The sequence below is a fragment of the Rhizobium sp. BR 314 genome (genome assembly GCF_047445805.1).
GTDB classification, from domain to species: domain Bacteria; phylum Pseudomonadota; class Alphaproteobacteria; order Rhizobiales; family Rhizobiaceae; genus Rhizobium; species Rhizobium lusitanum_B.
Genome location: NZ_JARWLA010000006.1, coordinates 143962 through 167658, shown reverse-complemented (window position 1 = coordinate 167658; position 23697 = coordinate 143962). Strand labels below are relative to the sequence as shown.

The window sequence follows — 23697 nt, the reverse complement described above, 5'->3', positions numbered from 1 at the left end:
TGATGAGCCTCTCGGATGCGCCTACTTTTTCGACGAAACCCGCAAGCAACTCCAATCGCAAACCTCTCCTACTGATCCTTCTCATCATACTGGCCGATATCCTGCTTTTCGATCGGGATCCGGGCCTCAACCTCTTCCTTTTCACCAATCTCGTCACCGTCGGTCTTCTGATATGCTCTCGCAGGCGATTGTCCATTCCAAGAATTTTAGCGGGTGTCGCGTTCAGCCTTGTCGTGTCGGTTCCCCTTGTCGAAACCGCATCCTGGATGGGTATCGCTGTCAGCCTGCTCGGCCTTTCCTGCGTGTCGCTCGGTGCCGCCGGGCTTATTCCTAGACAGTGGAGTCACCTACCGCTCGGCCTGCTCCGCCTCTTTCTGGAGGCACCGATGCGACCCTTTCGGCATTCGAGCTATCGTTGGCTGCAAAGATCGCGGAAGCCATCGTCGCAAACTGTCTGGCATCATCTGCGCGGCTGGATCGTACCGCTGGGTTTTGCCGCCGGTTTCCTCGCTCTCTTTGCCATGGCCAATCCTCTGATCGACAAGACGCTGCGCAGCATCGACCTCACGTTCCTATCGCAGTTGTTCAGTGTCTGGCGCGTCGGCTTCTGGCTCCTCGCCGCTGCATTGCTATCCCTTTTGCTTCGCCCGCGCCTGAAGCGGCACCATGCTCGCCGCGACAAGATAGCGACCAAATCCCTCCCACTCGAAGACGAAGTTTTCGGTCGTACTGCACTGCTGCGCTCGCTCGTCGTCTTCAACGCCTTGTTTGCCGTGGAGACACTGCTCGATCTTGCCTATCTTTGGGGAGGAGCAAACCTGCCCGATGGCATGAGCCATGCCGAATACACCCATCGCGGCGCCTATCCGCTGATGATAACTGCGCTTCTCGCCGCAGCCTTCGTGCTCGTGGCGATGCGCCGGAACGGGCCTGGCGCCGGAAGTGCACTCCTGCGTGGCCTGGTGCATCTGTGGATCGCACAGAATATTATGCTGTGCTTCTCCTCCATTCTGCGGCTAGATCTTTATGTCGAAGTCTATTCGCTGACGGAGTTGCGCGTTGCCGCCGGCATTTGGATGGGGCTTGTGGCAATCGGCCTCTTTCTTATCCTCCTGCGCATTCTGCTGCATCGCTCCAATGAATGGCTGATCGCGCTTACTTCCGCGACGCTGGCCATCACGCTCTATGCCGCCGCACTGATCGACATCCCTGCGTTCATCGCCCGCTTCAATGTCGCCCACAGCCGCGAGGTATCGGGTGCAGGCATCCCTCTCGACGCCAACTATCTCGCGGCGCTCGGCCCGGCGAGCATACCTGCCCTCGATACCTACCTGGTATCGCTGCCTGCTGACACAACCGTCCGCAGGATACGCGAAGAGCTTGTCTGGCGCCATTTCGAACACTCACATGACTGGCGAAGCTGGACATATCGGGTCGAGCGCCTCGATGCCTACCTCAAGAAGATGCAACTCTTGCAAGATGAAGCCGAAACGAAGAAAACGGACGGGTAAACCAGGACCTCTATCGCATGGCCCAGCGCATCCTCGTCGTCGACGACGAACCCAATATTCGTGACGTGATCTGCTTCGCGCTCGATCGCGCCGGCATGGCAACGACGACGGCCCGCAACGGCACCGAGGCCATGATGGCCTTTCATCGCGGAGGCCTCGATCTGATCGTGCTCGACATCGGCATGCCTGACATGGATGGACTAGAGGTCTGCCGACGCATTCGTAAGACATCCGATCTTCCAATCCTGTTCCTGTCGGCGCGCGACGAGGAAATCGATCGGATCCTGGGTCTCGAGATCGGCGGCGACGACTACGTCACCAAGCCATTCAGCCCGCGCGAACTGGTCGCCCGGGTCAAGACCATCCTGAAGCGCAGTGGCCACGGTTCGGAGCCTCATATGAGCACCGGTTCTGTCTCCGTGGGATCGCTGCGGCTTCACCGAGGCGGCCGCACCGCGAGTTACGCCGATATGCCGCTTACCTTGACCGCACTCGAATTTGCTATCCTCGACACGCTTCTGTCGCGCCCCGAGATCGTTTTCAGCCGCGATCAGTTGATGGAGGCGGCCTATGGTGCCGACATGCAGGTCGCGGACCGCACCATCGATAGCCATATCCGTAATATTCGCGCCAAGCTTTCCGCCGCCGGCGGCCAGGGCATCATCGCTACGGTGCACGGTATCGGCTTCAAGCTGACCTCAAATACGGAAGGAAGTGCGTGATGCGCCCGCCACGGGTAAAGACTAAGTGGCGGCCGCCGCTTTACCTTATCGTCTATGCGGTGCTTCTCACCGTGATGACATTGCCGGTCCTGACCGTCGTCTGGTTTCGTGCAGTGCGGGCCGCTTCCGGCGCGATGGCGCCTGCTGAAATCGCCACACTTGCCGTCGTTCTGATTCTCACACTCACAGTCGCCTACGTGCTGACGCGCACGCTGACGGTGCCGATCAATGCCCTGATCGCCAGAACCGACGAAATCGCCCGAGGCGGCAGAGCTGCGATCCGGCCGCTCGACAATTATGGCACGCGGGAAGTCGCGACGCTGTCACAGAGTTTTCTCGACCTTGCTGGCAAGCTGGTCGATCATTCCGATCATGTCCGCACCTTCGCGGCACATGTCTCGCATGAACTGAAATCCCCCCTCACCTCGATCAAGGGCGCGGCGGAGCTGCTGCGCGACGATGATGAGGGCAACCCAATGAGCCAGGAGCAGCGCAACCGCTTTCTCGCCAATATCATCGCCGATGCGGAGCGGCTGGACACACTGCTGTCGCGTCTTCGGGACCTGGCGAAAGCCGAGCTGCCTTCCGAACAGGGGGCCAGCAGCGTCGGGGACATCGTCGTCCAACTCAAGAAGCAATTTCGCCAGTTGGCCATCAGCGATGACGAATGCGGTGAGGAGAGGCTAGCCCTCCCCGGCGAGGCGGCAGGCATTGTTTTCGCCAATCTGGCGGAGAATGCCTTTCAAAACGGCGCCAACAGTTTTGTGATCGACGCGAGCGGTGATGGACGCAGAATGACGGTTCGAATTCGCGACAATGGTCGCGGCATTGCCGACGGTAATCGCGAACGCATCTTCGAGCCCTTTTTCTCGACCCGGCGAGAGGATGGCGGCACCGGCATGGGTCTTGGCATCGTCCGGGCGATGCTCGCTTCGCATGGCGGCAGCATTGAGCTGCTGGACAGCAGCCAGGACGGCACGATTTTTCAGATTACGCTGCCGCCGGCCTCCTAACTTGGGGTCAAGCCTTAACGGCAAGGGCCGGTCGGTTGCTTGAACTACCGACCGGCCCCTTCTGCTAGGTGATGAGGCTTACGCCGCCTGTTGCTCTGAAAGGCCTTGAAGCGCCATGGCGCGGGCCGTCACGAAATCTACCTTGCCGGAGCCGAGAACCGGCACCTTGCCTACTGACACTTCGGCTGGGACCATCATTTCCGTGGCCCCCTTCGACTTGGCGAAGGCCAGAAAATCGCTTCGCGTCGCATTCGGGGCATCGGTCAAGAGGATGAGGCGTTCCCCCTTCTTGGCGTCAGGCACCGAGGAGACGACGCTGAGCGCACCCGGCCAAAGCTGTGCGGCTAGCGTTTCCACCGCTGCAAGCGAGACCATTTCGCCGCCGATCTTGGCAAACCGTTTGGCACGGCCACGGATCTTGACGAAGCCATCCTCATCGATGGTAACGATGTCGCCGGTATCGTGCCAGCCTTCCGGCAGCGGTTCGAGGACGCCAGGATTGTCGGCACGCAGGTAGCCGGACATGACGTTGGCGCCGCGGATGAAAAGACGGCCGCCTTCGTCGATACCCTGAACCGGCTCGAGCTTCCACTCCATGCCCGGCATGATCTTTCCGACTGTTCCGGAGCGATTATACATCGGTGTATTCAGCGATATCACCGGCGCAGCTTCGGTCACGCCGTAGCCTTCGAGGATACGCAGGCCGAATTTCTCCATATAGACCTCGCGGGTCGAGGCCTTCACCGGCTCGGCGCCCGAGAAGATGTAGCGGATCGACCTCAGGTCGTAGGGATGGGCACTGCGCGCATAGCCGTTCAGGAACGTGTCCGTGCCGAAAACGATGGTGGCATTCGAGACATAGATCAGCTCCGGCACAATGCGATAGTGCAGCGGAGACGGATAGAAAAAGACCGGGACGCCCGAGACCAGCGGCAAAATCGTGCCCGCCGTCAGGCCAAAGGAGTGGAACATCGGCAGTATGTTAAACACCTTGTCGCCGGGGTGGAAATCGATGCGCGAAGCGGCCTGGGCTGCGTTCGACAGGATATTGCGGTGGCTCAGCACCACGCCTTTCGGCGCCCCCTCCGAACCGGAGGTGAAGAGGATGACGGCCGGATCATCGGCATTGCGCTTAACCAGCGGCCGATACTTGCGCAGGAGACCGACGATCTTGTCGAGGAAGGTGACCTGCGTGCGCAGCTCATCCAGCCAGACGAACGTCACCTGCTTTTCGAGTTCATCGACCACCGGGCCAAGCTTTGCCTGCGTTATGAAGGCGCGCGAGGACAGAACGTGCTTTACCTCCGCCGTCCGGCAGGCAGACAGGATATTGGCAGCACCGGCTGTGAAGTTTAGCATGGCCGGAACCTTGCCCGCCGACATGACACCGAGGACGGTTGCGGCGGTGCCGTTGGCGTTCGGCAACATGACGCCGAGCGTCTTTTCCTTCGGGAACATTTTCCGGAACTTCGCACCGAGCACCGCAGCGCCGGTCAGAAGCTTGGCATAGGACAGCTTACCGGCAATCGGATCCTCGACGGCAAGCTTCTTGCCGCCATATTCGTGGGCGCTTTCGATAACGCGGCCGAGGACCGTGTTGTCGATGTCGGCAGTGCGGAACATCAGCGCCGACATGATCTGATAGAGCGCGGCACCGGCGGCGATGCGCCGCTTGCGACCCTTGAGCTCGGCCGGAACCTCGAGCTTGACGGGCTCAAGGATTGTCACCTTAACCTTGGGAAAGAGGCGGCGGCGGACATGACTCGACGTCAGATAGGAGGCGTAGCTCTTTTCCAAGCCGTCGATGCGCACCGGTACGATCATCGTCCCCGTCTTGTCGGCCACCATGGCGGCACCATCGTAAACTTTCATCAACGTGCCCGTCACGGTCAATCGACCCTCTGGGAAGATACCGACCGGACTGCCGTCCTGGATGACCTTGATCAGCGAGCGCGTTGCCATCGGCTTCGTCGGGTCGAGCGGCAGGAACTTGCATTTCTTCAGCAACGGCCGCACCCACCATTTCTTGGCGAAGGAATAATCGATCGCAAAGACGGGTTCCTCCTCGGTGATGGCAAGTGCCAGGGCGCCGTCGAGCAGGCTCACATGGTTGAGCGCGATGATCGGCGCGGGGCCTGCCTTGCGGATGTTTTCCAGGCCTTCCACTTCCAATCGCATGAACGCGCGGAAGATGATGGAGATGAGATCGCGGAAGGCATTGGTCGGCAGCATCTCCAGCATGAGCCAGGCGATGGCAACATTGAGCGCGGAGATGCTGAGAATGATGACCGGGATCGATAGACCGACGGCCTGCAGGACGGCCACAAGTGCCAGACCCACCGCGATGAAGAGGGCCGACAGGACATTCGATGCTCCGATGACGCGGGCGCGGCGATCTTCATTCGCCCAGCTCTGCATGGCCGAGAAGGTCGGGACAGCGAGGAAAGCACCGCCGATCGCCATGCCGGCGAGATCGATGGCGACACGAACGGTCTTTGGCCCAGCGAAGAAGCCGAGTATAGTCTCGGCATGGCTCGTCGACTGCAACCCCCACAGGTTCCAGGCGAGATCGACGCCGAAGAGCGCAACGATCAGCATTCCTACAGGAGCCGGCAAGAGTACAATGCGGCCGGCCGCCATCCATCCGGCGATGGCCGAGCCGATGGCGACTGAAATGGCGAAGATCGCGAGGTAGGCCGGAACGACGATTTCCGAGCCGCCGAGAATATCGGTGACCATGACCGGCAGCATCGACATGATGAAGGCGCCGACGAACCAGAACCAGCAGTTCATCAGCGAGGCACGCCAGATGCGGCTGTCGGCGCGCAGCTCGTTGACCAGCCTGTAGCTGGAACGCACGACATTGGTGTCGATGGCGAGATCGGGCGCCTTGGAGCCGGTAGAAGGGATCATGCGGGCTGCAAACCAGCAGAGGACGGAAAGCCCCATCATCATCGGTCCGAAGATCCAGACATTCTCGCCCTCACGGAAGGCGACCGCGGCGACCATGGTACCGGTCAAGATGGCGATGAAGGTGCCGCCCTCGATCCAGGCATTGGCCTTGGGGAGATCACGGTTCGCCAGATGATCCGGCAGGATACCGTATTTGATCGGCCCGAAGAGCGAGGAAATGACGCCGAAGCCGAAGAGCGCCAGCATCAGGATCCAGATGGAAGAGAAGGCGATGCCGACGACGGAAATCGCGGCTACTCCAAGTTCGCAGCGCTTCAAGAGCTCCGCCAGTTTGGCCTTGTCGTATTTGTCGGCAAGCTCGCCGGCGATCGCCGAGAGCAGCAGGAACGGCACGATGAAGATACCACCGGCAAGCGTTACCAGAGCCGCGCCTGCGGTCGCCATCTGCGCGAGAATGACGAAAACCAGAGTCTGCTTGAGGAAATTATCGTTGAAGGCAGTAAGGAACTGCGTCCAGAACAGCGGCGCGAACTTCCTCGATCTCATCAGGTGCTTTTGCATGGCGTACCCCTCGTTTGCCAACAAGACGCCACAGAGTTGTTACGCAAAGGTTGAGCGCAGATACAACCCTGTGGCGCGGTTAATAAAGTTTAGTCCTGACCGTCACGATTGAACTTAACCAGGAGCTTCTCCGTGCGGGCATCCTCCACCTTGCGGATCAGCTTGTCGGCCTCGGAATTGTCTCGAACCGTCTTAGTAACATTGACGGTCGTCTGCACCAGCATCAGGATACCCATGGCAAGATAGCCTTTGCCCCAAAGGTCGATCGGCATCATGTAGAGACCAACAAGCAGCATGAATGCGGCGGCGGCGAAGGAAATATAGGAGAAGCTGACCCAGGCCTGGGAATGTTTCTGGAAGCTGTCGTTCATGATCTTACCCTCTCAATGATCTGATATGTTCGATGTGTTCGGTTTCAGGCTACGGAATTCATGCGCTGGCGAAGGCGGGTCAGTACGTCGTCGGCTGACGGACCGAGCGGTGCGCCAAAGCCTGCATTGGCAAGCTTTTCGATAATGCTTGCCTGCCGGCTTGAAGCGTCCATTTCTTTCATGATGGAGGCGGCGACTTCGCAACGGTTCTGGTAGGCTTGAAGGCGAGCAAGCGTCTCCTCGGCTTCGTCCAGGCTCGCAAGGCCCGAATTGTCGTCGCAGGCAACGCTCAACTTCTGTGTTTGCTGGGTTGCCCGCGCCAAACGTTCGCCGCGCTGCAATTCTTGCAGTCGCGCTTCCGATGCGCGAACCATTGCCTTCAACCTGCCGATCGTCTGGGTGAATTGTGTCTGCGCTTTTTCGGAAGCATCACGCTCGGCTTCGAGCTGTGCGATCGCCTCCGCCGCTTCACGGGCAAGCTCATCGCTTCCCTTCTGAAGCGCGGCAACTGCGCGCGTTTCAAGATCGGCAATGCGGCTGAGGATGGCTGAGTAATGGCTCTTTTCCTGCTCATTCTGAGCAACGGCGATTGCCACTGCGCGCCGTGCCGACTGAATACCGAGGGCTGCGTCGCGGATCTGCTGCGCAAGCAGAGGCACGGCATTGCGATCGATGAATGCCTGCTCCGCCTCATGGGCTCTACCGCGGATCAGCGTCAGAATTGAATTGAACATTTGTCGTCTCCCGTTTATGAACGATGTTCACGAAACGATGTATGGCAGAACCGTGAACGTTGTTCAAGAATTATTTTGAACAACGTTCAAAAAAGTAGATTGGAGTGCGCGATGGCTAGAAAAACACAGGAAAAACGTGAGGACCTGAAGCTCCGGCTGATCGAGGCGGCACGCAATCGCATCATATCCGATGGCCTCGCCAATCTGCGGGCACGCGATGTCACCCAGGATGTGGGCTGCTCGCTTGGGGGTCTCTATACAGTCTTTACGGATCTCGACGACCTGGTCATTCACGTCAACTCAGCAACCCTGAAAGTTCTCGAGGCGTCTCTTGCTCTGGCGGAGGCCAAGGATCGCACGCCGACCGACAGGCTGCGCAATCTCGCGCGCGGTTACCTTCATTTCGCGGTCAGCCATCGCAATCTATGGAAATCGCTCTTCGACCATCAGCCGCCGGCCGGTCGCCCAAGCCCCGAATGGCATCTCGAAGAACATATGTTCCTCATGGGCGTGATCGCCGAACCGCTGGCCGAGCTGCAGCCTGATATGTACGAGACGGCGCGCGCCATTCGCGCAAGAACCCTGTTCGGAGCGGTGCACGGGATCGTCAGCATAAGCCTCGAAGGGCGCTTCGTCGGCCTGCCGATTGAGAGCCTGGAACAGGAACTCGACGATTTCATCGTCACCGTCGCAGCAGGTGCTGCCGCGCGCTAGAGTAATTCCGAGAAAGGTGCGGAGTGACTTTCGTCCGTAATGCGTGAGGAAACAGCAGGTTAGAATAGTCAGGGATTTGACGGCGCATAGCTTCGGATATCGCCGAACGCATAACCGCGCTGCTTCAGTTTCTGGATGAGAGATTGCAGCTTCCCCTGCCCATCGAACTGATCCTGAAACATCTCATCATGCATGAGCAGGATCATCTTGCCGGGTTGTGCAAAGCGACCATACTGAAACAGATGATCGATCTCGCTCACCAGACGGTCCACCGATTGCACCGGCTTGCCGTCGTCGCTATGCACCCATTCGAAATCCCAGCCATAGAGATAGAAGCCGGCCTCGGCGACGAGTTCGTAGTCCAGCCACTCGCGCTCCCACTGCGCGACATTGATGGACAGGTCTTCCCTCGACACTGTCGGAAGCCGAAAGACATCCCTGCCAGGCAACCGCGCATGCACGATCGGCGTCAGCCCGAGAACCTGATTAGCATGCAGCATATCGGCGACGACAGCTTTGGTGTTGGCATAGAATCGCCTGTAGCGATTGTTGGCGTGGTTGTAGCTATGGTTCCCGACCGTCACCAGCGACATCGACTTGGCTTCGGCCAGCAAGTCCCGACCATTGGGGATGGTCTCGACATGCAAGCCGACCATGAACATAGCGGCGGGAACATTCTCCTGGCTCAATACGGAAAGGACGTTTTTCGTGCCCGGCAACGGGCCGTCCTCAAACGTCAGAAAGATCGTCCTATCTGCCGCCGAAGCGCCGACAGCGCATGCAGCAAGCATCGCGCCCGCAAGCGCCGATCCGAACAGCGCATTCCATAGACGATTCATCTGTACAAGCCTGATGTTCCCCAAATGATTCCAGCAAACTGGCACATCGCCCCAGACAAGAAAAGCACTTGAAAAAGCAAAGGGCGCTCGACCCACTTCTGGGGAGCGCCCTTGCTTCTTTACCCGGACAGCGAACACCGGCGCGACACAGAAATGTCAGCACGGCAGGCCATCGATACAGGTGATGTCCGTGAGATAAGCGCGAATCACCCATTTTGCAAGGGCGATTTACAAAAATCTCGCTCGTCAGCCACATGAAACGATTAGTGGCATCCGGCGCGCTGCCAAATGGCGCCTAGTTCCCGTCATGCGGCCTTCAAAGCCGCATCGCGCGGGATTTCGACATCGATCTCCAGCATGGAGACGTCCTTGTCGCGATCCATCTTCACCTGTACCTTGTCGCGGTCGACCTGGACATGCTTGGCGATGACGGCGAGGATTTCCTCTCTCAGCACGGATACGAGATCCGAGCCCACGGAGGCGCGTTCGTGGGCAAGAAGGATCTGCAGACGCTCGCGCGCCATCGGTGCAGATCTATGCTTACGAAACAGTCCAAAAATGCTCATGCGGCCCTCCTTGCGAAGATCTTGCCGAAGATGCCCCGCTTCTCGCCGGGGATAGTGACCGGCAGCTGCTCGCCGGCGAGACGGCGTGCGGCTTCGAAATAGGCGACCGACGGCGCGCAGCGTGCGTCGGCAAGCGTGACCGGCGAGCCAAGGTTGGAGGCGCGCAGGACGTCCGTGCTCTCCGGAATGATACCGAGCAGCGGAATGGAGAGAATTTCCAGTACGTCATCGACCTTCAGCATGTCGCCACGCTCGGCGCGGCCGGCGTCGAAGCGGGTTAGCAGAAGATGCTTTTCCATGCGCTCGCCGCGCTCAGCCTTCAGCGTCTTCGAATCGAGCAGGCCGATGATGCGGTCGGAATCACGCACCGAGGAGACTTCCGGATTGGTGACAACGACGGCAACGTCGGCATGGCGCATCGCAAGCGTTGCGCCGCGCTCGATACCGGCCGGGCTGTCGCAGATGACCCAGTCGAAATAGTTCTTGAGCTCGTTGATGACGCGCTCGACACCCTCGGGGGTGAGATTGTCCTTGTCGCGGGTCTGCGAAGCCGGCAGGAGGAAGAGCGTCTCCAGCCGCTTGTCGCGGATCAGCGCCTGCGGCAGTTTCGCGTCGCCGTGAATGACGTTGACCAGGTCGTAAACGACGCGGCGTTCCGCACCCATGACCAGATCGAGATTGCGCAGACCGACGTCGAAATCGACAACGACGACCTTCTCATTTCTCTGTGCCAGAGCCGCCCCCAATGCGGCTGTCGAAGTTGTCTTTCCAACTCCGCCCTTGCCCGATGTGACGACGATTACCTTGCCCATCTCGCTCTCCTGTTTTGGCCGGCTTCGGCTCAGATTAGTTTTTCAGCCATGATCGTTTCACCATCCAGCCAGAGCTGGACAGGCTGCCCCCTGAGGCTGGGTGATATGTCTTCTGCCATTTTGTAAATTCCATCGATCGCCAGAAGCTCGGCTTCGAGCTTGCGACAAAAGATTCGCGCCGAGGCATTGCCGATCGAGCCCGCCATGGCGCGGCCACGCAGGGCGCCATAGATATGGACTGAGCCGCCGGCGATGACTTCCGCGCCGGATGCCACCGAACCGATCACGGTAACATCCCCCTCGGGAAAGATCACCGACTGGCCCGAACGCACAGGCTCGCGGATAATCAGCGACTGCGTAACCGGCCGGATCTCCGGAGGCGGCGCCTTCGGCTCGCTGTTACGACGCTCTACCACAGGCTCCGCCTCGGTGACCTCGAAATCGGCTGCCGGACGCCCACCCTTCAATATCGGCGGCATGCCTGGCCCGGCGATCGACGGACGACCGCCCTCGATGCCCATGATGCTGACATTGCGGGCCGAAAGCTCTGCGATCAGCTCCTTGAGCTGCGCTTTATCGATCGGCAGATCGGTGATGTCGAGCACGACCGGCCGCCCCAGAAAGAAGCCGGCCGAGCGGGCTGCGAGATCGTCAAGCCTGACCAGCCACTGATCCAGCGGCAGATCTGGCGAAAGCATGACCGCAAGAAAGGAGCGGCCCTTGATACGGATCGAGCGAGCGTCTGTTAGCACTTTGGTCATCTGTGTAAATAAATCGTTGACCTCATGTACCGCTAATATGGTTAACAAGTGGTTAACGCGAGGCTCCATTCAGGCCTTAACCGCCCCACAAAACAGCGAGGCTCGTAAGCGCCGAAGGCTCGTTGGAACTGGCGTCGTAGACGCATGGAGCGGCAAAAAGCGCAGCCCCTACAAGGAGAAGAATGATCAGTCTCATGAGATCCTCCAACGGCAAGACACGACATGCGGCACAGGCTATTCGATGCAGAAAAATTAACGATTCTGCGCGCCGCGCTTTCGGCGGCGGCGCGCAACCTGATTTTGGAGATGATTCTCAGGCGAGCTTCAGTTCGACATTGATGTTGCCGCGGGTCGCCTTCGAATAAGGGCAAGTCTGATGAGCTTCTTCGATCAGCGTGCGTGCAAGTTCAGGCTCGATGCCGGGCATGCTGATGGTAAGGCGTGCCTGAAGGAAATAGGCGCCTTCCGTGGTGCCGAGATCGACTTCGGCGTCGACGGCAAGATCAGCCGGAAGCTTGATCTTTCGCTTGCCGGCGGCAAGGCCCATGGCACCGATGAAGCATGCCGACCAGCCGGCAGCGAAGAGCTGTTCGGGATTGGTGCCGGCATGGGCACTGCCCGGAGGCGAAAGCTTGACTTCGAGCTGGCCGTCATCGCTGAGGGCCGAACCGTCGCGGCCGCCGATGGTGTGGGTTCTGCCAGTATAAAGAACCTTGTCGATCTTGGTCATGGAACACTCCTTTGTTGCGTCGCCCGGCTTGTGTTGTCGAGAGGGGCAACGTCTGTTGACGGAGTTGTTTTTGATGGATCGACGTATCCGGCATGTTTCCGGAATCGCCGGAAGTGTTACAAAACGTTGGCTCCAACAAGCCGGATACAAATGCTTACAAATCGCCCGAAAATCTTTCGAAGAGGCCGATCAGGAAATCACGATTTCGGCGGCAAGGCCGCCGCCGTCGCGATTATAAAGCCTGACGGAGCCGCCGAGCGTCTGCGCCAGCTGCTGGGCAATCGCCAGCCCGAGCCCGGTGCCGCCGGTATTGCGGTTACGCGACTGTTCGAGCCGGAAGAAAGGTTGCATGGCCGCCTCGATTTGATCTTGCGGAATGCCCGGCCCGCGATCCAGCACGGTTACGGCAACCTGGCCTGCCTCTCGGCGCTCCACGGCGATTTCGGCTGCGCCTGCAAACTTGATAGCATTGTCGATGAAGTTGGTGAGGATACGACGAAGCGCATGCGGCTTCGTCGCAACCGTTCCCTGAATCAGGCCCAGAATCTCGACGGATTTCCCCGTGTCCTGATAGTCGTAGCAGATGCTCTCGATGAAGGAGGCAAGATCGATGCGCGAGCTCTTCTCGCCGTTGCTGTGTGCGCTACGGGCATAGGCGATCCCATCCTGCACCAGACGCTCGATCTCACCCAAGTCCTGCAGCAGCTTGGTCTTTTCCGGAGAATCGTCGGCAATGTCGGCGCGCAAGCGCATGCGGGTGATCGGCGTCTGCAGATCATGGGAAATGGCGGCGAGAATCTGCACGCGCTCTTCGAGATAATGGGCGATCCGGTCACGCATGGCGTTGAAGGCCCTGGCGGCATTCGCCACCTCGCTCGGTCCGCTATCGCCAAGCGCCGGCCCCTTCTTGTTGGGATCGAGCGCGTCGGCTGCGGCAGCAAAATCGGCAAGCGGGCGGATCACCAGTCGGACCGCAAACCAGGTGCACAGGACGATCACCAGCATCTGCACGACGAAGACATAAGGCAACCAGTCAGCAATGGGCATGATGCCCTTCGGCATGATGTCGATCGTCAACGGACTGCCATCGCTCAAATTCAGATGCGCCTGCAGGTGAGGGACCGGGCCGGGTATCGCTTCCACATGGATGGGGAAACGATGGCCGACTGCGTCCTCTATCTTCGCGGCTATCTCGGTACTGCGAGCAGACGTGTCAGGCACGCCTGGCAGACCCGTTCCCAATTCGAAGTTGTAGTTGCCGCGACTGAGCCATTCGGTGAAGTTTGTTCTTTCGCCGGCTGGCAGACGGTCGAGGACGGCGATCGAGGTCGCAACGTCGCTCTCCAGTGTGCCGAGCATGACGGCCTTTGCCGACATGTAGCGCTCCAGGTACAGGACGCTGAAGGAAAGCCCGTAAGCGATAGCAAGTCCGAGCAGAAGGACGAAAAAGATGCGCGAACGCAAGGTGCGAGGCCACAACAGGCTCCGACGCAATAGGGTCGTTGCGCTCATGGGCGCAGCTCTGCAATTTCGACGGGGACGGAGAATACATATCCCTCGCTGCGAACCGTCTTGATATAGGTCGGCTCGCGCGCATCGTCGCCCAAGCGCTGGCGAACGCGGCTGACAAGCAGGTCGATCGAGCGATCGAAGAGATCCGCGTCACGGCCCTGGGTGAGGTTCAGCAATTGATCGCGATTGAGCACCCGCTGAGGGTGGTCGATGAAGACACGGAGCAGGCGGTATTCGGCTCCGCTCAACGCAATTTCCGTTCCATCCTTGTCGAGCAGGTGACGGCCGACTGTGTCGAGCCGCCAATCGCCGAAGACCAGCAACTGGCCTGCTTCGCTGATCTGCAGGTTGGGCGGCAGCATGCGGGTTCGCCGGAGCACTGCCTTGATGCGGGCAAGCAACTCGCGAGCGGCAAAAGGTTTGGCCAGATAATCATCCGCGCCCATTTCCAGGCCGAGAATGCGGTCCATTTCATCGTCCCGCGCCGTCAGCATCAAGACCGGTGTCGCCTTGTGCTTTCCGGCACGAAGCTCTCGACACAGCACGAGGCCGTCATCACCGGGCATCATCACGTCGAGCACGATCAGATCGACGGAATTGGCCTCGAGAAAACTGCGCATTTGTCGGCCATCGGCAGCTGTTGTCGTCCTCAAACCGTTCTTTTTGAGATAGCTCGACACCAGCTCGCGGATTTCCCGATCATCATCCACGATCAGGATATGGTCGACATGCTCCATCTTGATTTCCCATTCAGCATCGTAAGCAAGGGCCTACGAATATTCATTCACATATCGCGACAACGGCTTAAGGGCGACAGCTCGTGCCGGCGCCTTCTCGCACACTACCGCCGAACTAGAAACGATCAACATCTATCACAGCCTGTGCAAAGGCTTGCGGCGCTTCCTGGGGAAGGTTGTGTCCGATGCCGCCGGTGATGGTACGATGCTCGTACTTGCCCGAGAACTTGCCACGATAGGCCGAGGGCTCGGGGTGAGGCGCGCCGTTGGCATCGCCTTCCATGGTGATCGTCGGGATCGAAATCACCGGTCCCATAGCGAGTCTCTTCTCTAGCGCCTCGAACTTTGTCTCACCTTCGACGAGACCCAGGCGCCAGCGGTAGTTGTGAATGACGATATCGACATGATCGGGATTGTCGAAGGCCGCAGCCGAACGATTGAAGGTGGCGTCGTCGAAAGCCCATTGCGGCGAGGCGGTGTGCCAGATCAGCTTTGCGAAATCGTGCCGATTTTCCTGGTAGCCGAGGCGACCACGCTCGGTGGCAAAGTAGAACTGGTACCACCAGGCAAGTTCGGCCTTCGGCGGCAGCGGCTTGCGATTGATCTCCTGGCTGCCGATGAGATAGCCGCTGACCGAGACCAGTGCCTTGCAACGCTCCGGCCAAAGGGCTGCCATGATATCGGCCGTGCGGCCGCCCCAGTCGTAGCCTGCAATGACGGCCTTTTCGATCTTCAGCGCATCGAGAAGCGCGATCATGTCGGCAGCAAGCGCTGCCTGCTGACCGTTGCGCGGTGTATCCTTCGAAAGGAAACGGGTGGTCCCGTAGCCGCGAAGATAGGGGATGATGACGCGGTAGCCGGCACCAGCCAAAAGCGGAGCGACATCGACGAAGCTGTAGATATCATAGGGCCAGCCGTGCAGCAGCAGCACGACCGGGCCATTGGCCGGACCCGCTTCAGCGTAACCGACATTAAGCACACCCGCATCTATCTGCTTCAGGGCGTCGAAGGACGTGCGGCTGCCAGCCTTGACGGTGGGCAAGGCTGACGCGACGGGCTTTGCCTCTTCGGCGCCGGCAAGCGCTGGCAGACCGAATTCGGCGGCTGCGACGGCAACGGCGGCAATCCCGAAGAAGCGGCGGCGGGTATGGTTGATTTCCTCAGACATCTGTCTCTCCTGTCAATTGGATCGTGAGCTTAAGAAAGCCGGTCGCATGTATCGCCGATGTGTCGCTGGCGATGGCCTTTTGAATGCCTTTGTAGCTTCGGGGCGCGCCGATACAGTCTGATACAATCCGCTCCACCTGACAGGACAGCGACGCGAACGGCTGGTATTGCCGCGAAATCGCGCTGAAATCGCTCACTTTGTATCCCATTGTATCGCGCCCCAAGACATCGACGTTTCGGTACATACTCCCCTCCCGCCAGACACATTCGAGATACGTCGCCGACGGCAGATAGCGTCACTGCTGGGCACGGCGCATCGCCGTCGCCAGCCGGTCAATCGCTTCTAAAGGAACAAGACGATGACGCTTCTCATCATTGCCTATCTTGGCGGTGCGCTGACGATCCTCAGTCCGTGCATCCTGCCTATTCTCCCCTTCGTCTTTGCCCGCGCCGGACAGCCTTTTGTCCGGAGCACGCTGCCCATGCTTGCGGGCATGGCGCTTACCTTTGCTGTTGTCGCAACCCTTGCTGCAGTCGGCGGCGCCTGGGCGATCCGCGCCAATGAATATGGTCGCCTCGCGGCGATCGTCTTGCTCGGGCTCTTCGGCCTGAGCCTGATTTCGCCTCGCATAGCGACCGTACTTTCGCGGCCGGTTGTCGATCTCGGCAATAACCTCCTGAGCGCTGCCGGCGCTCAGCGCAACGCTGCAAGCGTCAGAAGCTCCTTCGTGCTCGGCATTGCGACCGGCCTGCTCTGGGCGCCCTGTGCCGGTCCGATCCTGGGTCTCGTCCTGACCGGCGCCGCCTTGAAGGGTGCCAATCTGCAGACGACATTCCTGCTGCTCGCCTACGGCGCCGGTGCTGCAACCTCGCTTGCTGTCGCCTTGTTTGCCGGCGGCGAGATCTTTGCCCGCATGAAGCAGTCCCTCGGCGTCAGTGAACGCATCCGCCAGTTCACCGGGGCCGCGGTTCTTTCCGGCGTTGCAGCCATCGCGCTTGGTCTCGACACCGGCCTGCTCGCCCGGCTCTCCTATGCAAGCACCGGCTCCTTCGAACAGGTCTTGCTGGAGAAACTGCACCCCAGGGCTTCAGGCACTGGAATCGAGGTTGCGAGCAACGGAGCTATAAAGATCGCCAGCGATGCGGCCCGCCCATTCCATAGCGATCTTCCGGTCGAGGGCCCCGCTCCGTCGTTCGACGGCGCTGTGACCTGGCTTAACTCTCCGCCGCTGACGTCAACAGAGCTTCGCGGCAAGGTCGTACTCGTCGACTTCTGGACCTATTCCTGCATCAACTGCATCCGCACCATCCCTTACGTTCGTGCCTGGGCGGAAAAATATAAGGATCAGGGCCTCGTCGTGATCGGCGTCCATGCTCCGGAATTCGCCTTCGAAAAGAATGTCGATAACGTCAAGAAGGCGATCGACGATTTCCAAATCGGCTACCCGGTGGCGATCGACAACAACTATACGATCTGGCGTGCCTTCGAGAACAATTACTGGCCTGCCCACTACCTGATCGATGCCAAGGGCCAGGTCCGCTACCAGCACTTCGGCGAAGGCAATTATCGCCAGACCGAACAAGCAATCCAGGATCTCCTGCGTGAAGCAGGCAGCGATATGGCCCAAAGTGGGGCCGTCGTTCCGGATGCAAAGGGCGCGGAAGCAAGCCCCGACCTCGGTCATATCCGCTCCGGCGAGACCTATGTCGGCTACAAGCAGGCGACGGGCTTCGTCTCTCCGGAAAGAGTTAAGGCGGATGCCGCCGCCGACTATTCGGTCGCTAATCCCGGCCTCAATCAATGGGGTCTGACAGGCAGCTGGACTGTCGGCGCGGAGCAGGCATCGCTTAACAAGGCAGGCGGCGGCATCAGCTATCGCTTCAGCGCCCGCGACCTGCATCTCGTGCTCGGTCCCTCGGCAGACGGAAAGCCGATCCGCTTCCAAGTGACCGTGGATGGAAAAGCGCCTGGCGCCGACCACGGCTCCGATATCGATGCCGCCGGAAACGGAACGGTGACTGCGACCAAGCTCTACCAGCTCGTCCGCCAGTCCGGCGATGTCACTGCCCGCAACTTCGAGATCCACTTCCTCGACCCCGGAGTTCAGGCCTACGCCTTCACCTTCGGCTGAAATGTCCCCTTCAACTCAAACATGAACCTCTAAACACAGGAGTCCCATCATGAAGTCTCGTTTTCTTTCCATCGCAGCCCTCGGCCTTGTCGCAAGCACCATGGCATTTGCGGCGCAGGCAGCCGAGGTCAAGAATATCGTCATCGTCCACGGTGCTCTTGCCGATGGCTCCGGATGGCGCAAGACCGCCGATATCCTAGAGAAGGACGGCTTCAACGTCACGGTGGTACAGGAGCCGATCAGCTCGCTTGCCGACGATGTCGCTGCCACCAAACGCGTGCTTGATCTTCAGACCGGGCCGAGCCTGCTCGTCGGCCACAGCTATGGCGGCATGGTTATTACCGAAGCGGGCAATCGCCCGGATGTCGCAGGCCTCGTTTATGTCGCGGCGTTCCAGCCGGACAAGGACGAAAGCCTGATCAGTCTCGCAAGCTCGAAGCCGGCAGGCAGCATGAACATCCGCGAAACCAAGGATGGACAGTATCTCTACCTGGATCCCGCAACATTCGCCGCCGACTTTGCCGCTGACCTGCCGAAGGACGAAGCCGCTTTCCTGGCGAAATCGCAGGTCTTTGCATCGAAGGCCGCCTTCACCGCCAAGATCGAGAACCCCGCGTGGAAAGCCAAGAAGAGCTGGGCCGTCGTTGCCAGTGACGATCGCTCCATCAATCCCGAACTCGAGCGCAGTATGGCAAAACGTGCCGGCAGCGATGTCACCGAAATCAAGGGAAGCCACGCCGTCTTTGCATCGCAGCCAGAAAAGGTCGCTGCCGTGATCGAGAAGGCGGCCAAGGACACCGGCAAGTAGCAATAGACCGGCGGCGGCCCCCTTCCGGGGCCGTCGCTTGCTGCTTATGCGGGATCGTATCGGCTGACTTCGATGCCGGAACCAACAGGCAGCAGAACGGATGTAATACCCGGCTTGGTACGAACTGCCTCGCCATAGCGCTTCACGTCTTCGTTTGCCGGCATGTACATGTTGTCGGCAACGATGATCGCGCCCGGATTGAGCTTTGGGTAGAAGGCCTCAAGGCAGGGGATGTAGAGATCCTTCCACAGGTCGAGGAGAACGAAGTCGACACCCGATGGCAGTGCCTTGATCATCTCGACAGCATCGCCGATCCTGAAATCGATATACTCCGTGAGCCCGGCCTTCCCAGCCATTTCCCTTGCGAACTCGGCCTTGTAGGCATGAAGCTCCATAGATATGAGCCGTCCGCCGCTGGCACGCGCCGCCTCTGCGAGCCAGATGCCGGAATAGCCGAAGGACGTCCCAAGCTCGAGAATGGCCGGCGCTTTCAGGCTCTTCGCCAAAATGTTGATAAATCGGCCGGTCTTCGGGCCAACAGCCCTTAACCGGCGATCCTGCCCACCATCGCGACCGCCGGGCGGCATTTCCCTAGGCTTGCTCTGCTCTTCACGGATGAGCTGATGATAGGCCTCAAGAACGGCTTCGATCTTCTGATCCATAACAAACTCCTCATCGCATTATTCGCTCGCCTGCGCACAATTGACCAGGCGGCATCGTCAAGCGCGATGACCGTGGCCTGGCCGCCACATTGATCGGTCATCTCGATATAGTCCGCAATATATAGCGTTGAGCCTATTTGAAATTTAATCTTCTATCCGGGAGCTACCATGTGCTGCCTGTTCACGGATAAGTTCGATCAAGGCACGGAGCCTGGCGGGCATCTGACGCCGCTGCGCGAAGTAGAGGCTAAGCCCCGGATAGGGCGGGCTCCAATCCTCCAATACGGGAATCAAGCGGCCCGCTGCAATGTGATCAGCCATGGAGGGTTCGCCAATATAGGCAAGCCCAGCCCCTTCCAGAACGGCCGTCAGCATCAGGTCGGACGCGTCGAGCGTCAGGCTTCCCGGCGCATCGATCAGCATTGTCTGCGCATGACGTTCGAACTCCCAGCGGTAGAGCTTGCCGCTTGCCATGCGAGCGCGAATGCAGCGGTGCTGCAAAAGGTCGCCGGGAGTAAGCGGCTTTGGCCGATTGCTGAAATAGCCGGGCGATCCGACAACGAGCGAGCGGACCGTCGGGACGATTGGTATAGCCACCATATCCGCCGGGACAGCTTCGGCGAGACGCACACCCGCATCGAAGCCCTTGCCGATCACGTCAACGAGAGCGTTGTCGGTGACGATCTCGATCTCCACATTGGGAAAGCGCCGCCCGTATTCGAGGATAAGCGGCACCAAAAGCATACGCGCGGCGCCGGGTGCCATGTTCAGTCGCAGCGTGCCAGAAACCGAGCCGGACGACAGGCCGGCATTCTCGATGGCTCTGTCGATCGAGGCGAGTGCGGGGGCTATCTCCGCGACAAAACGCTCGCCCGCGTCCGATAGCGTCACGCTGCGCGTCGTTCTATTGAAAATCCTGACAGATAGACGCTCCTCCAGCGTCGCGACAGCATGGCTGAGCGCCGACGATGACATGCCGAGTTCACGAGCAGCGGCCCGAAAGCCGCCGTGGCGCGCGACAGCCGCAATTGCCTCAAGCTCGGCCAAGCTTGCCTTCATTGCGCTATTTTCCTTATCAGCCTGTCCATCTTTGTCCTGCTACAACGATCAAATAGCGCAACTTACCTTTATCGGGAAGATGAAGGAGACACGCATGCGCAAGATAGACACCATCTACATCAACGGTCGCTTCGTTCAGCCCCATGGCACAGAAGTCGCCCCCCTTTTCAACCCAACCACTGAAGAACAGATCGGCACGGTGCGTCTTGGAAACGAGCGGGACGTCGACGATGCCGTTAGCGCCGCCAAGGCTGCGTTCGCGGGCCTGGCGCAAAGCTCAAAGACGGATCGCGTTGCGATGCTGCACGGTTTGCATGAGGCGGTTTCGGCCCGGGCAGGCGACCTTACGGATGCCATGCGCGAGGAATACGGTGCTCCCGCCTCCTTCATCGGCTTTTCAGTGCCCCATGCGGCAACGGCTTTTCTGCATATGGCTGAGACACTCAAGAGCTATCAGTTCCGACGCCGCATCGGCCACGCAGACGTGGAAATGAGACCCGCCGGCATCGCCGCCGCCATTACACCCTGGAACAGCAATTACGGCTTCATCTGCAGCAAGCTGGCGACAGCGATTGCCGCCGGCACGACCATTGTCATCAAACCCTCGGAAATGAGCGCGATCCAGACCCAGTTGATCACCGAATGCCTGCACGCCGCAGGCCTGCCGGATGGCGTGTTTAACATCGTCAACGGCTATGGCCATGTTGCCGGCGCTGCACTTAGCGCTCATCGCGACATCGCAAAGATCAGCTTCACGGGTTCGACGGCGACCGGACGTGCCATCTTCCAGGCCGCATCGATGACCATGAAGCGGGTCACCCTCGAGCTTGGCGGCAAGAGCCCGACTATCATTCTGCATGATGCCGATCTTGATCTCGTTATCCCGCAGGTTCTGGCGGCAGGTTTTGCCAACAGCGGCCAGGCGTGCATTGCCGGCACCCGCATTCTCGCTCCCGCGAGCCGCCTGGATGAGATCAACGAGCGGCTGACTGCCGCCGTTTCGGCGATCAAGGTGGGCGACACCAGAGACCCGACCGTCGGCGTCGGTCCGATGGTCAGCCAGAAGCAATGGGATCGGGTGCAGTCCTATATTCACCTCGGCCAGCAGGAAGGCGCTGAGATGATCGTCGGCGGCGAAGGGCGGCCCGAAGGGCTCGGTCGCGGCTGGTTCGTTCGCCCGACGGTCTTTTCCCGCGTCAACAACGATATGCGGATTGCGCGCGAAGAGATCTTCGGCCCCGTGCTTTGCGTCATCCCCTATCGCGATGAGGTCCACGCCGTCGAAATCGCAAACGACACGGTCTACGGACTGCAGGCCTATGTTTTCTCCGCCGATGTCGACAGGGCGAAGCGGGTGGCTGAGCAGATCGAAGCGGGTCGCGTCGTCATCAACGGTGCGCCACACGAGCCGCTGGCGCCCTTCGGTGGCTTCAAGCAATCCGGCATGGGTCGCGAATTCGGCGAATACGGCCTGGAATCGTTTCTGGAGCCCCGCGCCGTGTTGAGCTGACGGCAACCGCCCGGAGAGCCATGATGGCTCTCCGGAATATCCTACCGGTGCCTACCCCATGTAATGGATGAGGAGACTCGACGGTCATTCCGGCCGATCATACTGGTTCGGAACAAAGCGCAGCGGACTATGACGACATTCAGGTTCTCGTTAGAATCATGCTCTACCTTTAGAACAATTCCAATCTAAGGAGAGCCGATGCCAGCTAGATCCGCCTATTCCGTTCCGCAACGCATCCTTCATTGGCTTATGGCCATACTGATCTTCTTCAATCTCTTGTTTCCCGACGGCATGAATGCGTGGCGGCGTCTTATTCGCCATGGACAGACGCCGACGTCTGCCGATATCGCCAGTGCCAACATCCACGCCTATGCGGGGATCGCCATCCTGCTGCTGGCCGTCGTGCGTCTTGGCTTGAGATTGGTGTCCGATGTCCCAACGCCGCCGGACGATCAGCCCGCGCTTCTGCATTACATCGCTAGCGTAACGCACTTCCTACTCTACGCACTGATTTTCGCAATGCCCCTATCGGGAATAGCCGCCTACTATTTCGGCATCGACACGGCCGCCTTCGTTCATGGCGGCCCAATCAAATCCCTGCTCTGGGCCGTCGTAGTCCTGCATATATTCGGTGCGCTCGTGCAGCACTTCTACTTCAGGTCGGACGTGTTGCGACGGATGACGATCGGCTAGACCGTCTTTGAAATTGGCGGCTGAGCCAATTGGCCGCCAAAGTGCCTTTCGAACGAGAAGAGAGCGGTCGGCAGCGCGCTGCCGCCCTGAAGAGCCAGATCCGCGAGAATTTCGCCGACGACACTGGTGAACTTAAACCCATGACCGGAGCAAGCCGAGGAAACCACCACATTCGGCTGCCCAGGTAGCGAATCGATCAGAAAATCCTCGCTCGGCAGCATGGTGTAGCGGCAAGTCGTCGCCCGGACGCGATAGGAAGCGGCGTCCGGCAGGCGCGTATGGGCGAAGCTGTCGAGCAGATCGGTATCCGCCTCATTGACCGGCGGGTTGGGAGCCTTCGGATCGATCGGCTCCCGGAAATGGGCGTGGCGGCCAATCTTGACGCCATCGACGCCGATGGCCGGAAAGCCGAAATAGGAACCTCCAGCACCTTCATCGCGCAGGAAGCAGGGCATGCGCTGCGGCTCAGCGACAAATCCGTCCTTAGGCTGGTACCAGGCAACCACCTGACGGATAGGCTGCGCATGTGCCTTCAACTGCGGCACAAGCTCGGCAATCCATGCGCCAGTCGCGACAATCACCTTGCGCGCCCGATATCGACCGGTCGTCGAAACGACCGTGACGCCTGCATCATCCGGCTCGATGGCAAAGACGCGTTCACCGAAATGCAGGACAGCGCCGTCTTCGGCCGCAAGCTTCAGATAGCCCATGATCGCCGCTTCCGGACGCACATAGCCGCCCTGTGGATCGAGCAGCGCTATCTCGCCCTCTTCGAGCGCGAATGCCGGAAAGCGCCGCTTCATGGCATCCCTGTCCAGGATCTCATGCGGCAATCCATGCATGTCGCAGGAAGCGCGCGTGCCGCTGACGATCTTGCCGTCAGGCCCGCCGATCTGCAGAACGCCGGTCACGGTCAAAATCTCGGCCCGCAGCCGCGCCTCGAGCGAGCGCCAGTTTTGATAGGCGCGCTGCAGCAGAGGGACATAAGACGGATCTTCGAAGTAGCCGAGGCGGATCAGGCGGCTATCGCCATGCGAAGAGCTCAGCGCATGCGCCGGAAAATGCGCTTCTATGCCGATCGCCTTTGCGCCGCGGGCGGCGGCGAAAGACAAAGCAGCACTTCCCATCGCACCAAGGCCGATGACGGCAACGTCGAACTCCACGGGCATG

At 59.7% G+C, this 23697-nt stretch carries 23 protein-coding genes; 8 read left to right on the top strand and 15 right to left on the bottom strand.

What is annotated here, in order from left to right; translation table 11 throughout:
• The first annotated feature begins 2 nt into the window (after positions 1-2).
• The 3 genes from QD461_RS11005 to QD461_RS10995 are packed head-to-tail and all read left to right on the top strand — an operon-like array spanning position 3 to position 3246.
• Positions 3-1511, top strand: coding sequence for a DUF4173 domain-containing protein (locus tag QD461_RS11005; RefSeq protein ID WP_414087794.1), 1509 nt, complete (start codon positions 3-5; stop codon positions 1509-1511).
• A 17-nt stretch (positions 1512-1528) separates the two neighbouring features.
• Positions 1529-2233, top strand: a complete 705-nt coding sequence (locus tag QD461_RS11000) for a response regulator (RefSeq protein ID WP_414087793.1) — start codon at positions 1529-1531, stop codon at positions 2231-2233.
• Positions 2233-3246: an ATP-binding protein gene (locus QD461_RS10995; protein WP_414087791.1), complete on the top strand. Its 1014-nt coding sequence runs from the start codon at positions 2233-2235 to the stop codon at positions 3244-3246. Before QD461_RS11000 ends, QD461_RS10995 begins: the two co-directional genes overlap by 1 nt.
• 78 nt (positions 3247-3324) lie before the next feature.
• On the opposite strand, the gene QD461_RS10990 is transcribed toward QD461_RS10995, so the two are convergent.
• The 3 genes from QD461_RS10990 to QD461_RS10980 all read right to left on the bottom strand — a co-directional run bounded on the left by QD461_RS10990 (position 3325) and on the right by QD461_RS10980 (position 7825).
• The gene (locus QD461_RS10990) at positions 3325-6720 is read right to left on the bottom strand and encodes an acyl-[ACP]--phospholipid O-acyltransferase (RefSeq protein ID WP_414087790.1); all 3396 of its coding nucleotides are present in this window, start codon (positions 6718-6720) and stop codon (positions 3325-3327) included.
• 89 nt (positions 6721-6809) lie between these two features.
• Positions 6810-7091 carry a YiaA/YiaB family inner membrane protein gene (locus QD461_RS10985; protein WP_414087789.1) on the bottom strand — a complete coding sequence of 94 codons (282 nt, stop codon included), beginning with the start codon at positions 7089-7091 and terminating at the stop codon, positions 6810-6812.
• A gap of 44 nt (positions 7092-7135) precedes the next feature.
• Positions 7136-7825: a PspA/IM30 family protein gene (locus tag QD461_RS10980; RefSeq protein WP_414087788.1), complete on the bottom strand. Its 690-nt coding sequence runs from the start codon at positions 7823-7825 to the stop codon at positions 7136-7138.
• Positions 7826-7936: 111 nt separating this feature from the next.
• Here QD461_RS10980 and QD461_RS10975 point away from each other — a divergent pair, with 111 nt between their 5' ends.
• On the top strand, positions 7937-8539 hold the full coding sequence (locus tag QD461_RS10975) for a TetR/AcrR family transcriptional regulator (RefSeq protein ID WP_414087787.1): 603 nt from the start codon (positions 7937-7939) through the stop codon (positions 8537-8539).
• A 68-nt stretch (positions 8540-8607) separates the two neighbouring features.
• Here the strand turns inward: QD461_RS10975 and QD461_RS10970 are convergent, their stop codons facing one another.
• From QD461_RS10970 to QD461_RS10930, 9 genes are all read right to left on the bottom strand, one after another.
• A complete protein-coding gene (locus QD461_RS10970; RefSeq protein ID WP_414087786.1) occupies positions 8608-9378 on the bottom strand; it encodes a polysaccharide deacetylase family protein in 771 nt (256 codons plus the stop codon).
• A gap of 305 nt (positions 9379-9683) precedes the next feature.
• A complete protein-coding gene (gene minE, locus QD461_RS10965) occupies positions 9684-9944 on the bottom strand; it encodes a cell division topological specificity factor MinE (protein WP_184703282.1) in 261 nt (86 codons plus the stop codon).
• A complete protein-coding gene (minD, locus tag QD461_RS10960) occupies positions 9941-10756 on the bottom strand; it encodes a septum site-determining protein MinD (RefSeq protein WP_184703283.1) in 816 nt (271 codons plus the stop codon). The genes minE and minD overlap by 4 nt, the downstream gene beginning before the upstream one ends.
• A 29-nt stretch (positions 10757-10785) precedes the next feature.
• Entirely contained in the window at positions 10786-11517 is a 732-nt protein-coding gene (minC, locus tag QD461_RS10955; RefSeq protein ID WP_414087785.1) for a septum site-determining protein MinC, read from the bottom strand.
• A gap of 313 nt (positions 11518-11830) precedes the next feature.
• Positions 11831-12247, bottom strand: a complete 417-nt coding sequence (locus QD461_RS10950; protein ID WP_414087784.1) for an organic hydroperoxide resistance protein — start codon at positions 12245-12247, stop codon at positions 11831-11833.
• Between the two features lie 189 nt (positions 12248-12436).
• Entirely contained in the window at positions 12437-13759 is a 1323-nt protein-coding gene (locus QD461_RS10945; protein ID WP_414087783.1) for a sensor histidine kinase, read from the bottom strand.
• Entirely contained in the window at positions 13756-14496 is a 741-nt protein-coding gene (locus QD461_RS10940; protein WP_184703289.1) for a response regulator, read from the bottom strand. The genes QD461_RS10945 and QD461_RS10940 overlap by 4 nt, the downstream gene beginning before the upstream one ends.
• A gap of 115 nt (positions 14497-14611) precedes the next feature.
• The gene (locus tag QD461_RS10935) at positions 14612-15664 is read right to left on the bottom strand and encodes an alpha/beta fold hydrolase (protein ID WP_414087782.1); all 1053 of its coding nucleotides are present in this window, start codon (positions 15662-15664) and stop codon (positions 14612-14614) included.
• The gene (locus tag QD461_RS10930; protein WP_414087781.1) at positions 15657-15908 is read right to left on the bottom strand and encodes a hypothetical protein; all 252 of its coding nucleotides are present in this window, start codon (positions 15906-15908) and stop codon (positions 15657-15659) included. Before QD461_RS10930 ends, QD461_RS10935 begins: the two co-directional genes overlap by 8 nt.
• 114 nt (positions 15909-16022) lie before the next feature.
• Between QD461_RS10930 and QD461_RS10925 the strand changes: the two genes are divergently transcribed.
• Positions 16023-17795: a cytochrome c biogenesis protein DipZ gene (locus QD461_RS10925; protein ID WP_414087780.1), complete on the top strand. Its 1773-nt coding sequence runs from the start codon at positions 16023-16025 to the stop codon at positions 17793-17795.
• Positions 17796-17844: 49 nt separating this feature from the next.
• Positions 17845-18603, top strand: coding sequence for an alpha/beta fold hydrolase (locus QD461_RS10920; protein ID WP_414087779.1), 759 nt, complete (start codon positions 17845-17847; stop codon positions 18601-18603).
• A gap of 44 nt (positions 18604-18647) precedes the next feature.
• On the opposite strand, the gene QD461_RS10915 is transcribed toward QD461_RS10920, so the two are convergent.
• Entirely contained in the window at positions 18648-19265 is a 618-nt protein-coding gene (locus tag QD461_RS10915) for an O-methyltransferase (protein ID WP_414087778.1), read from the bottom strand.
• Between the two features lie 144 nt (positions 19266-19409).
• Positions 19410-20324: a LysR family transcriptional regulator gene (locus QD461_RS10910; protein ID WP_414087777.1), complete on the bottom strand. Its 915-nt coding sequence runs from the start codon at positions 20322-20324 to the stop codon at positions 19410-19412.
• 94 nt (positions 20325-20418) lie between these two features.
• Here QD461_RS10910 and QD461_RS10905 point away from each other — a divergent pair, with 94 nt between their 5' ends.
• Together QD461_RS10905 and QD461_RS10900 are read left to right on the top strand one after the other, a co-directional pair.
• Complete coding sequence (locus tag QD461_RS10905) at positions 20419-21834, top strand: aldehyde dehydrogenase family protein (protein WP_414087776.1); 1416 nt, start codon at positions 20419-20421, stop codon at positions 21832-21834.
• A 198-nt stretch (positions 21835-22032) separates the two neighbouring features.
• Complete coding sequence (locus QD461_RS10900; RefSeq protein ID WP_184703297.1) at positions 22033-22527, top strand: cytochrome b; 495 nt, start codon at positions 22033-22035, stop codon at positions 22525-22527.
• Here QD461_RS10900 and solA read toward each other — a convergent pair.
• A complete protein-coding gene (solA, locus tag QD461_RS10895) occupies positions 22524-23696 on the bottom strand; it encodes an N-methyl-L-tryptophan oxidase (RefSeq protein WP_414087775.1) in 1173 nt (390 codons plus the stop codon). The two genes, QD461_RS10900 and solA, sit on opposite strands and share 4 nt — an antisense overlap.
• Between the last annotated feature and the right edge of the window lies 1 nt (position 23697).

Excerpts from the sequence above, each read along its gene's own strand:
- QD461_RS11005 (WP_414087794.1), top strand. The coding sequence starts at position 3 with ATGAGCCTCTCGGATGCGCCTACTTTTTCGACGAAACCCGCAAGCAAC.
- QD461_RS11000 (WP_414087793.1), top strand. The coding sequence starts at position 1,529 with ATGGCCCAGCGCATCCTCGTCGTCGACGACGAACCCAATATTCGTGAC.
- QD461_RS10995 (WP_414087791.1), top strand. The coding sequence starts at position 2,233 with ATGCGCCCGCCACGGGTAAAGACTAAGTGGCGGCCGCCGCTTTACCTT.
- QD461_RS10990 (WP_414087790.1), bottom strand. The coding sequence starts at position 6,720 with ATGCAAAAGCACCTGATGAGATCGAGGAAGTTCGCGCCGCTGTTCTGG.
- QD461_RS10985 (WP_414087789.1), bottom strand. The coding sequence starts at position 7,091 with ATGAACGACAGCTTCCAGAAACATTCCCAGGCCTGGGTCAGCTTCTCC.
- QD461_RS10980 (WP_414087788.1), bottom strand. The coding sequence starts at position 7,825 with ATGTTCAATTCAATTCTGACGCTGATCCGCGGTAGAGCCCATGAGGCG.
- QD461_RS10975 (WP_414087787.1), top strand. The coding sequence starts at position 7,937 with ATGGCTAGAAAAACACAGGAAAAACGTGAGGACCTGAAGCTCCGGCTG.
- QD461_RS10970 (WP_414087786.1), bottom strand. The coding sequence starts at position 9,378 with ATGAATCGTCTATGGAATGCGCTGTTCGGATCGGCGCTTGCGGGCGCG.
- minE (WP_184703282.1), bottom strand. The coding sequence starts at position 9,944 with ATGAGCATTTTTGGACTGTTTCGTAAGCATAGATCTGCACCGATGGCG.
- minD (WP_184703283.1), bottom strand. The coding sequence starts at position 10,756 with ATGGGCAAGGTAATCGTCGTCACATCGGGCAAGGGCGGAGTTGGAAAG.
- minC (WP_414087785.1), bottom strand. The coding sequence starts at position 11,517 with ATGACCAAAGTGCTAACAGACGCTCGCTCGATCCGTATCAAGGGCCGC.
- QD461_RS10950 (WP_414087784.1), bottom strand. The coding sequence starts at position 12,247 with ATGACCAAGATCGACAAGGTTCTTTATACTGGCAGAACCCACACCATC.
- QD461_RS10945 (WP_414087783.1), bottom strand. The coding sequence starts at position 13,759 with ATGAGCGCAACGACCCTATTGCGTCGGAGCCTGTTGTGGCCTCGCACC.
- QD461_RS10940 (WP_184703289.1), bottom strand. The coding sequence starts at position 14,496 with ATGGAGCATGTCGACCATATCCTGATCGTGGATGATGATCGGGAAATC.
- QD461_RS10935 (WP_414087782.1), bottom strand. The coding sequence starts at position 15,664 with ATGTCTGAGGAAATCAACCATACCCGCCGCCGCTTCTTCGGGATTGCC.
- QD461_RS10930 (WP_414087781.1), bottom strand. The coding sequence starts at position 15,908 with ATGTACCGAAACGTCGATGTCTTGGGGCGCGATACAATGGGATACAAA.
- QD461_RS10925 (WP_414087780.1), top strand. The coding sequence starts at position 16,023 with ATGACGCTTCTCATCATTGCCTATCTTGGCGGTGCGCTGACGATCCTC.
- QD461_RS10920 (WP_414087779.1), top strand. The coding sequence starts at position 17,845 with ATGAAGTCTCGTTTTCTTTCCATCGCAGCCCTCGGCCTTGTCGCAAGC.
- QD461_RS10915 (WP_414087778.1), bottom strand. The coding sequence starts at position 19,265 with ATGGATCAGAAGATCGAAGCCGTTCTTGAGGCCTATCATCAGCTCATC.
- QD461_RS10910 (WP_414087777.1), bottom strand. The coding sequence starts at position 20,324 with ATGAAGGCAAGCTTGGCCGAGCTTGAGGCAATTGCGGCTGTCGCGCGC.
- QD461_RS10905 (WP_414087776.1), top strand. The coding sequence starts at position 20,419 with ATGCGCAAGATAGACACCATCTACATCAACGGTCGCTTCGTTCAGCCC.
- QD461_RS10900 (WP_184703297.1), top strand. The coding sequence starts at position 22,033 with ATGCCAGCTAGATCCGCCTATTCCGTTCCGCAACGCATCCTTCATTGG.
- solA (WP_414087775.1), bottom strand. The coding sequence starts at position 23,696 with ATGCCCGTGGAGTTCGACGTTGCCGTCATCGGCCTTGGTGCGATGGGA.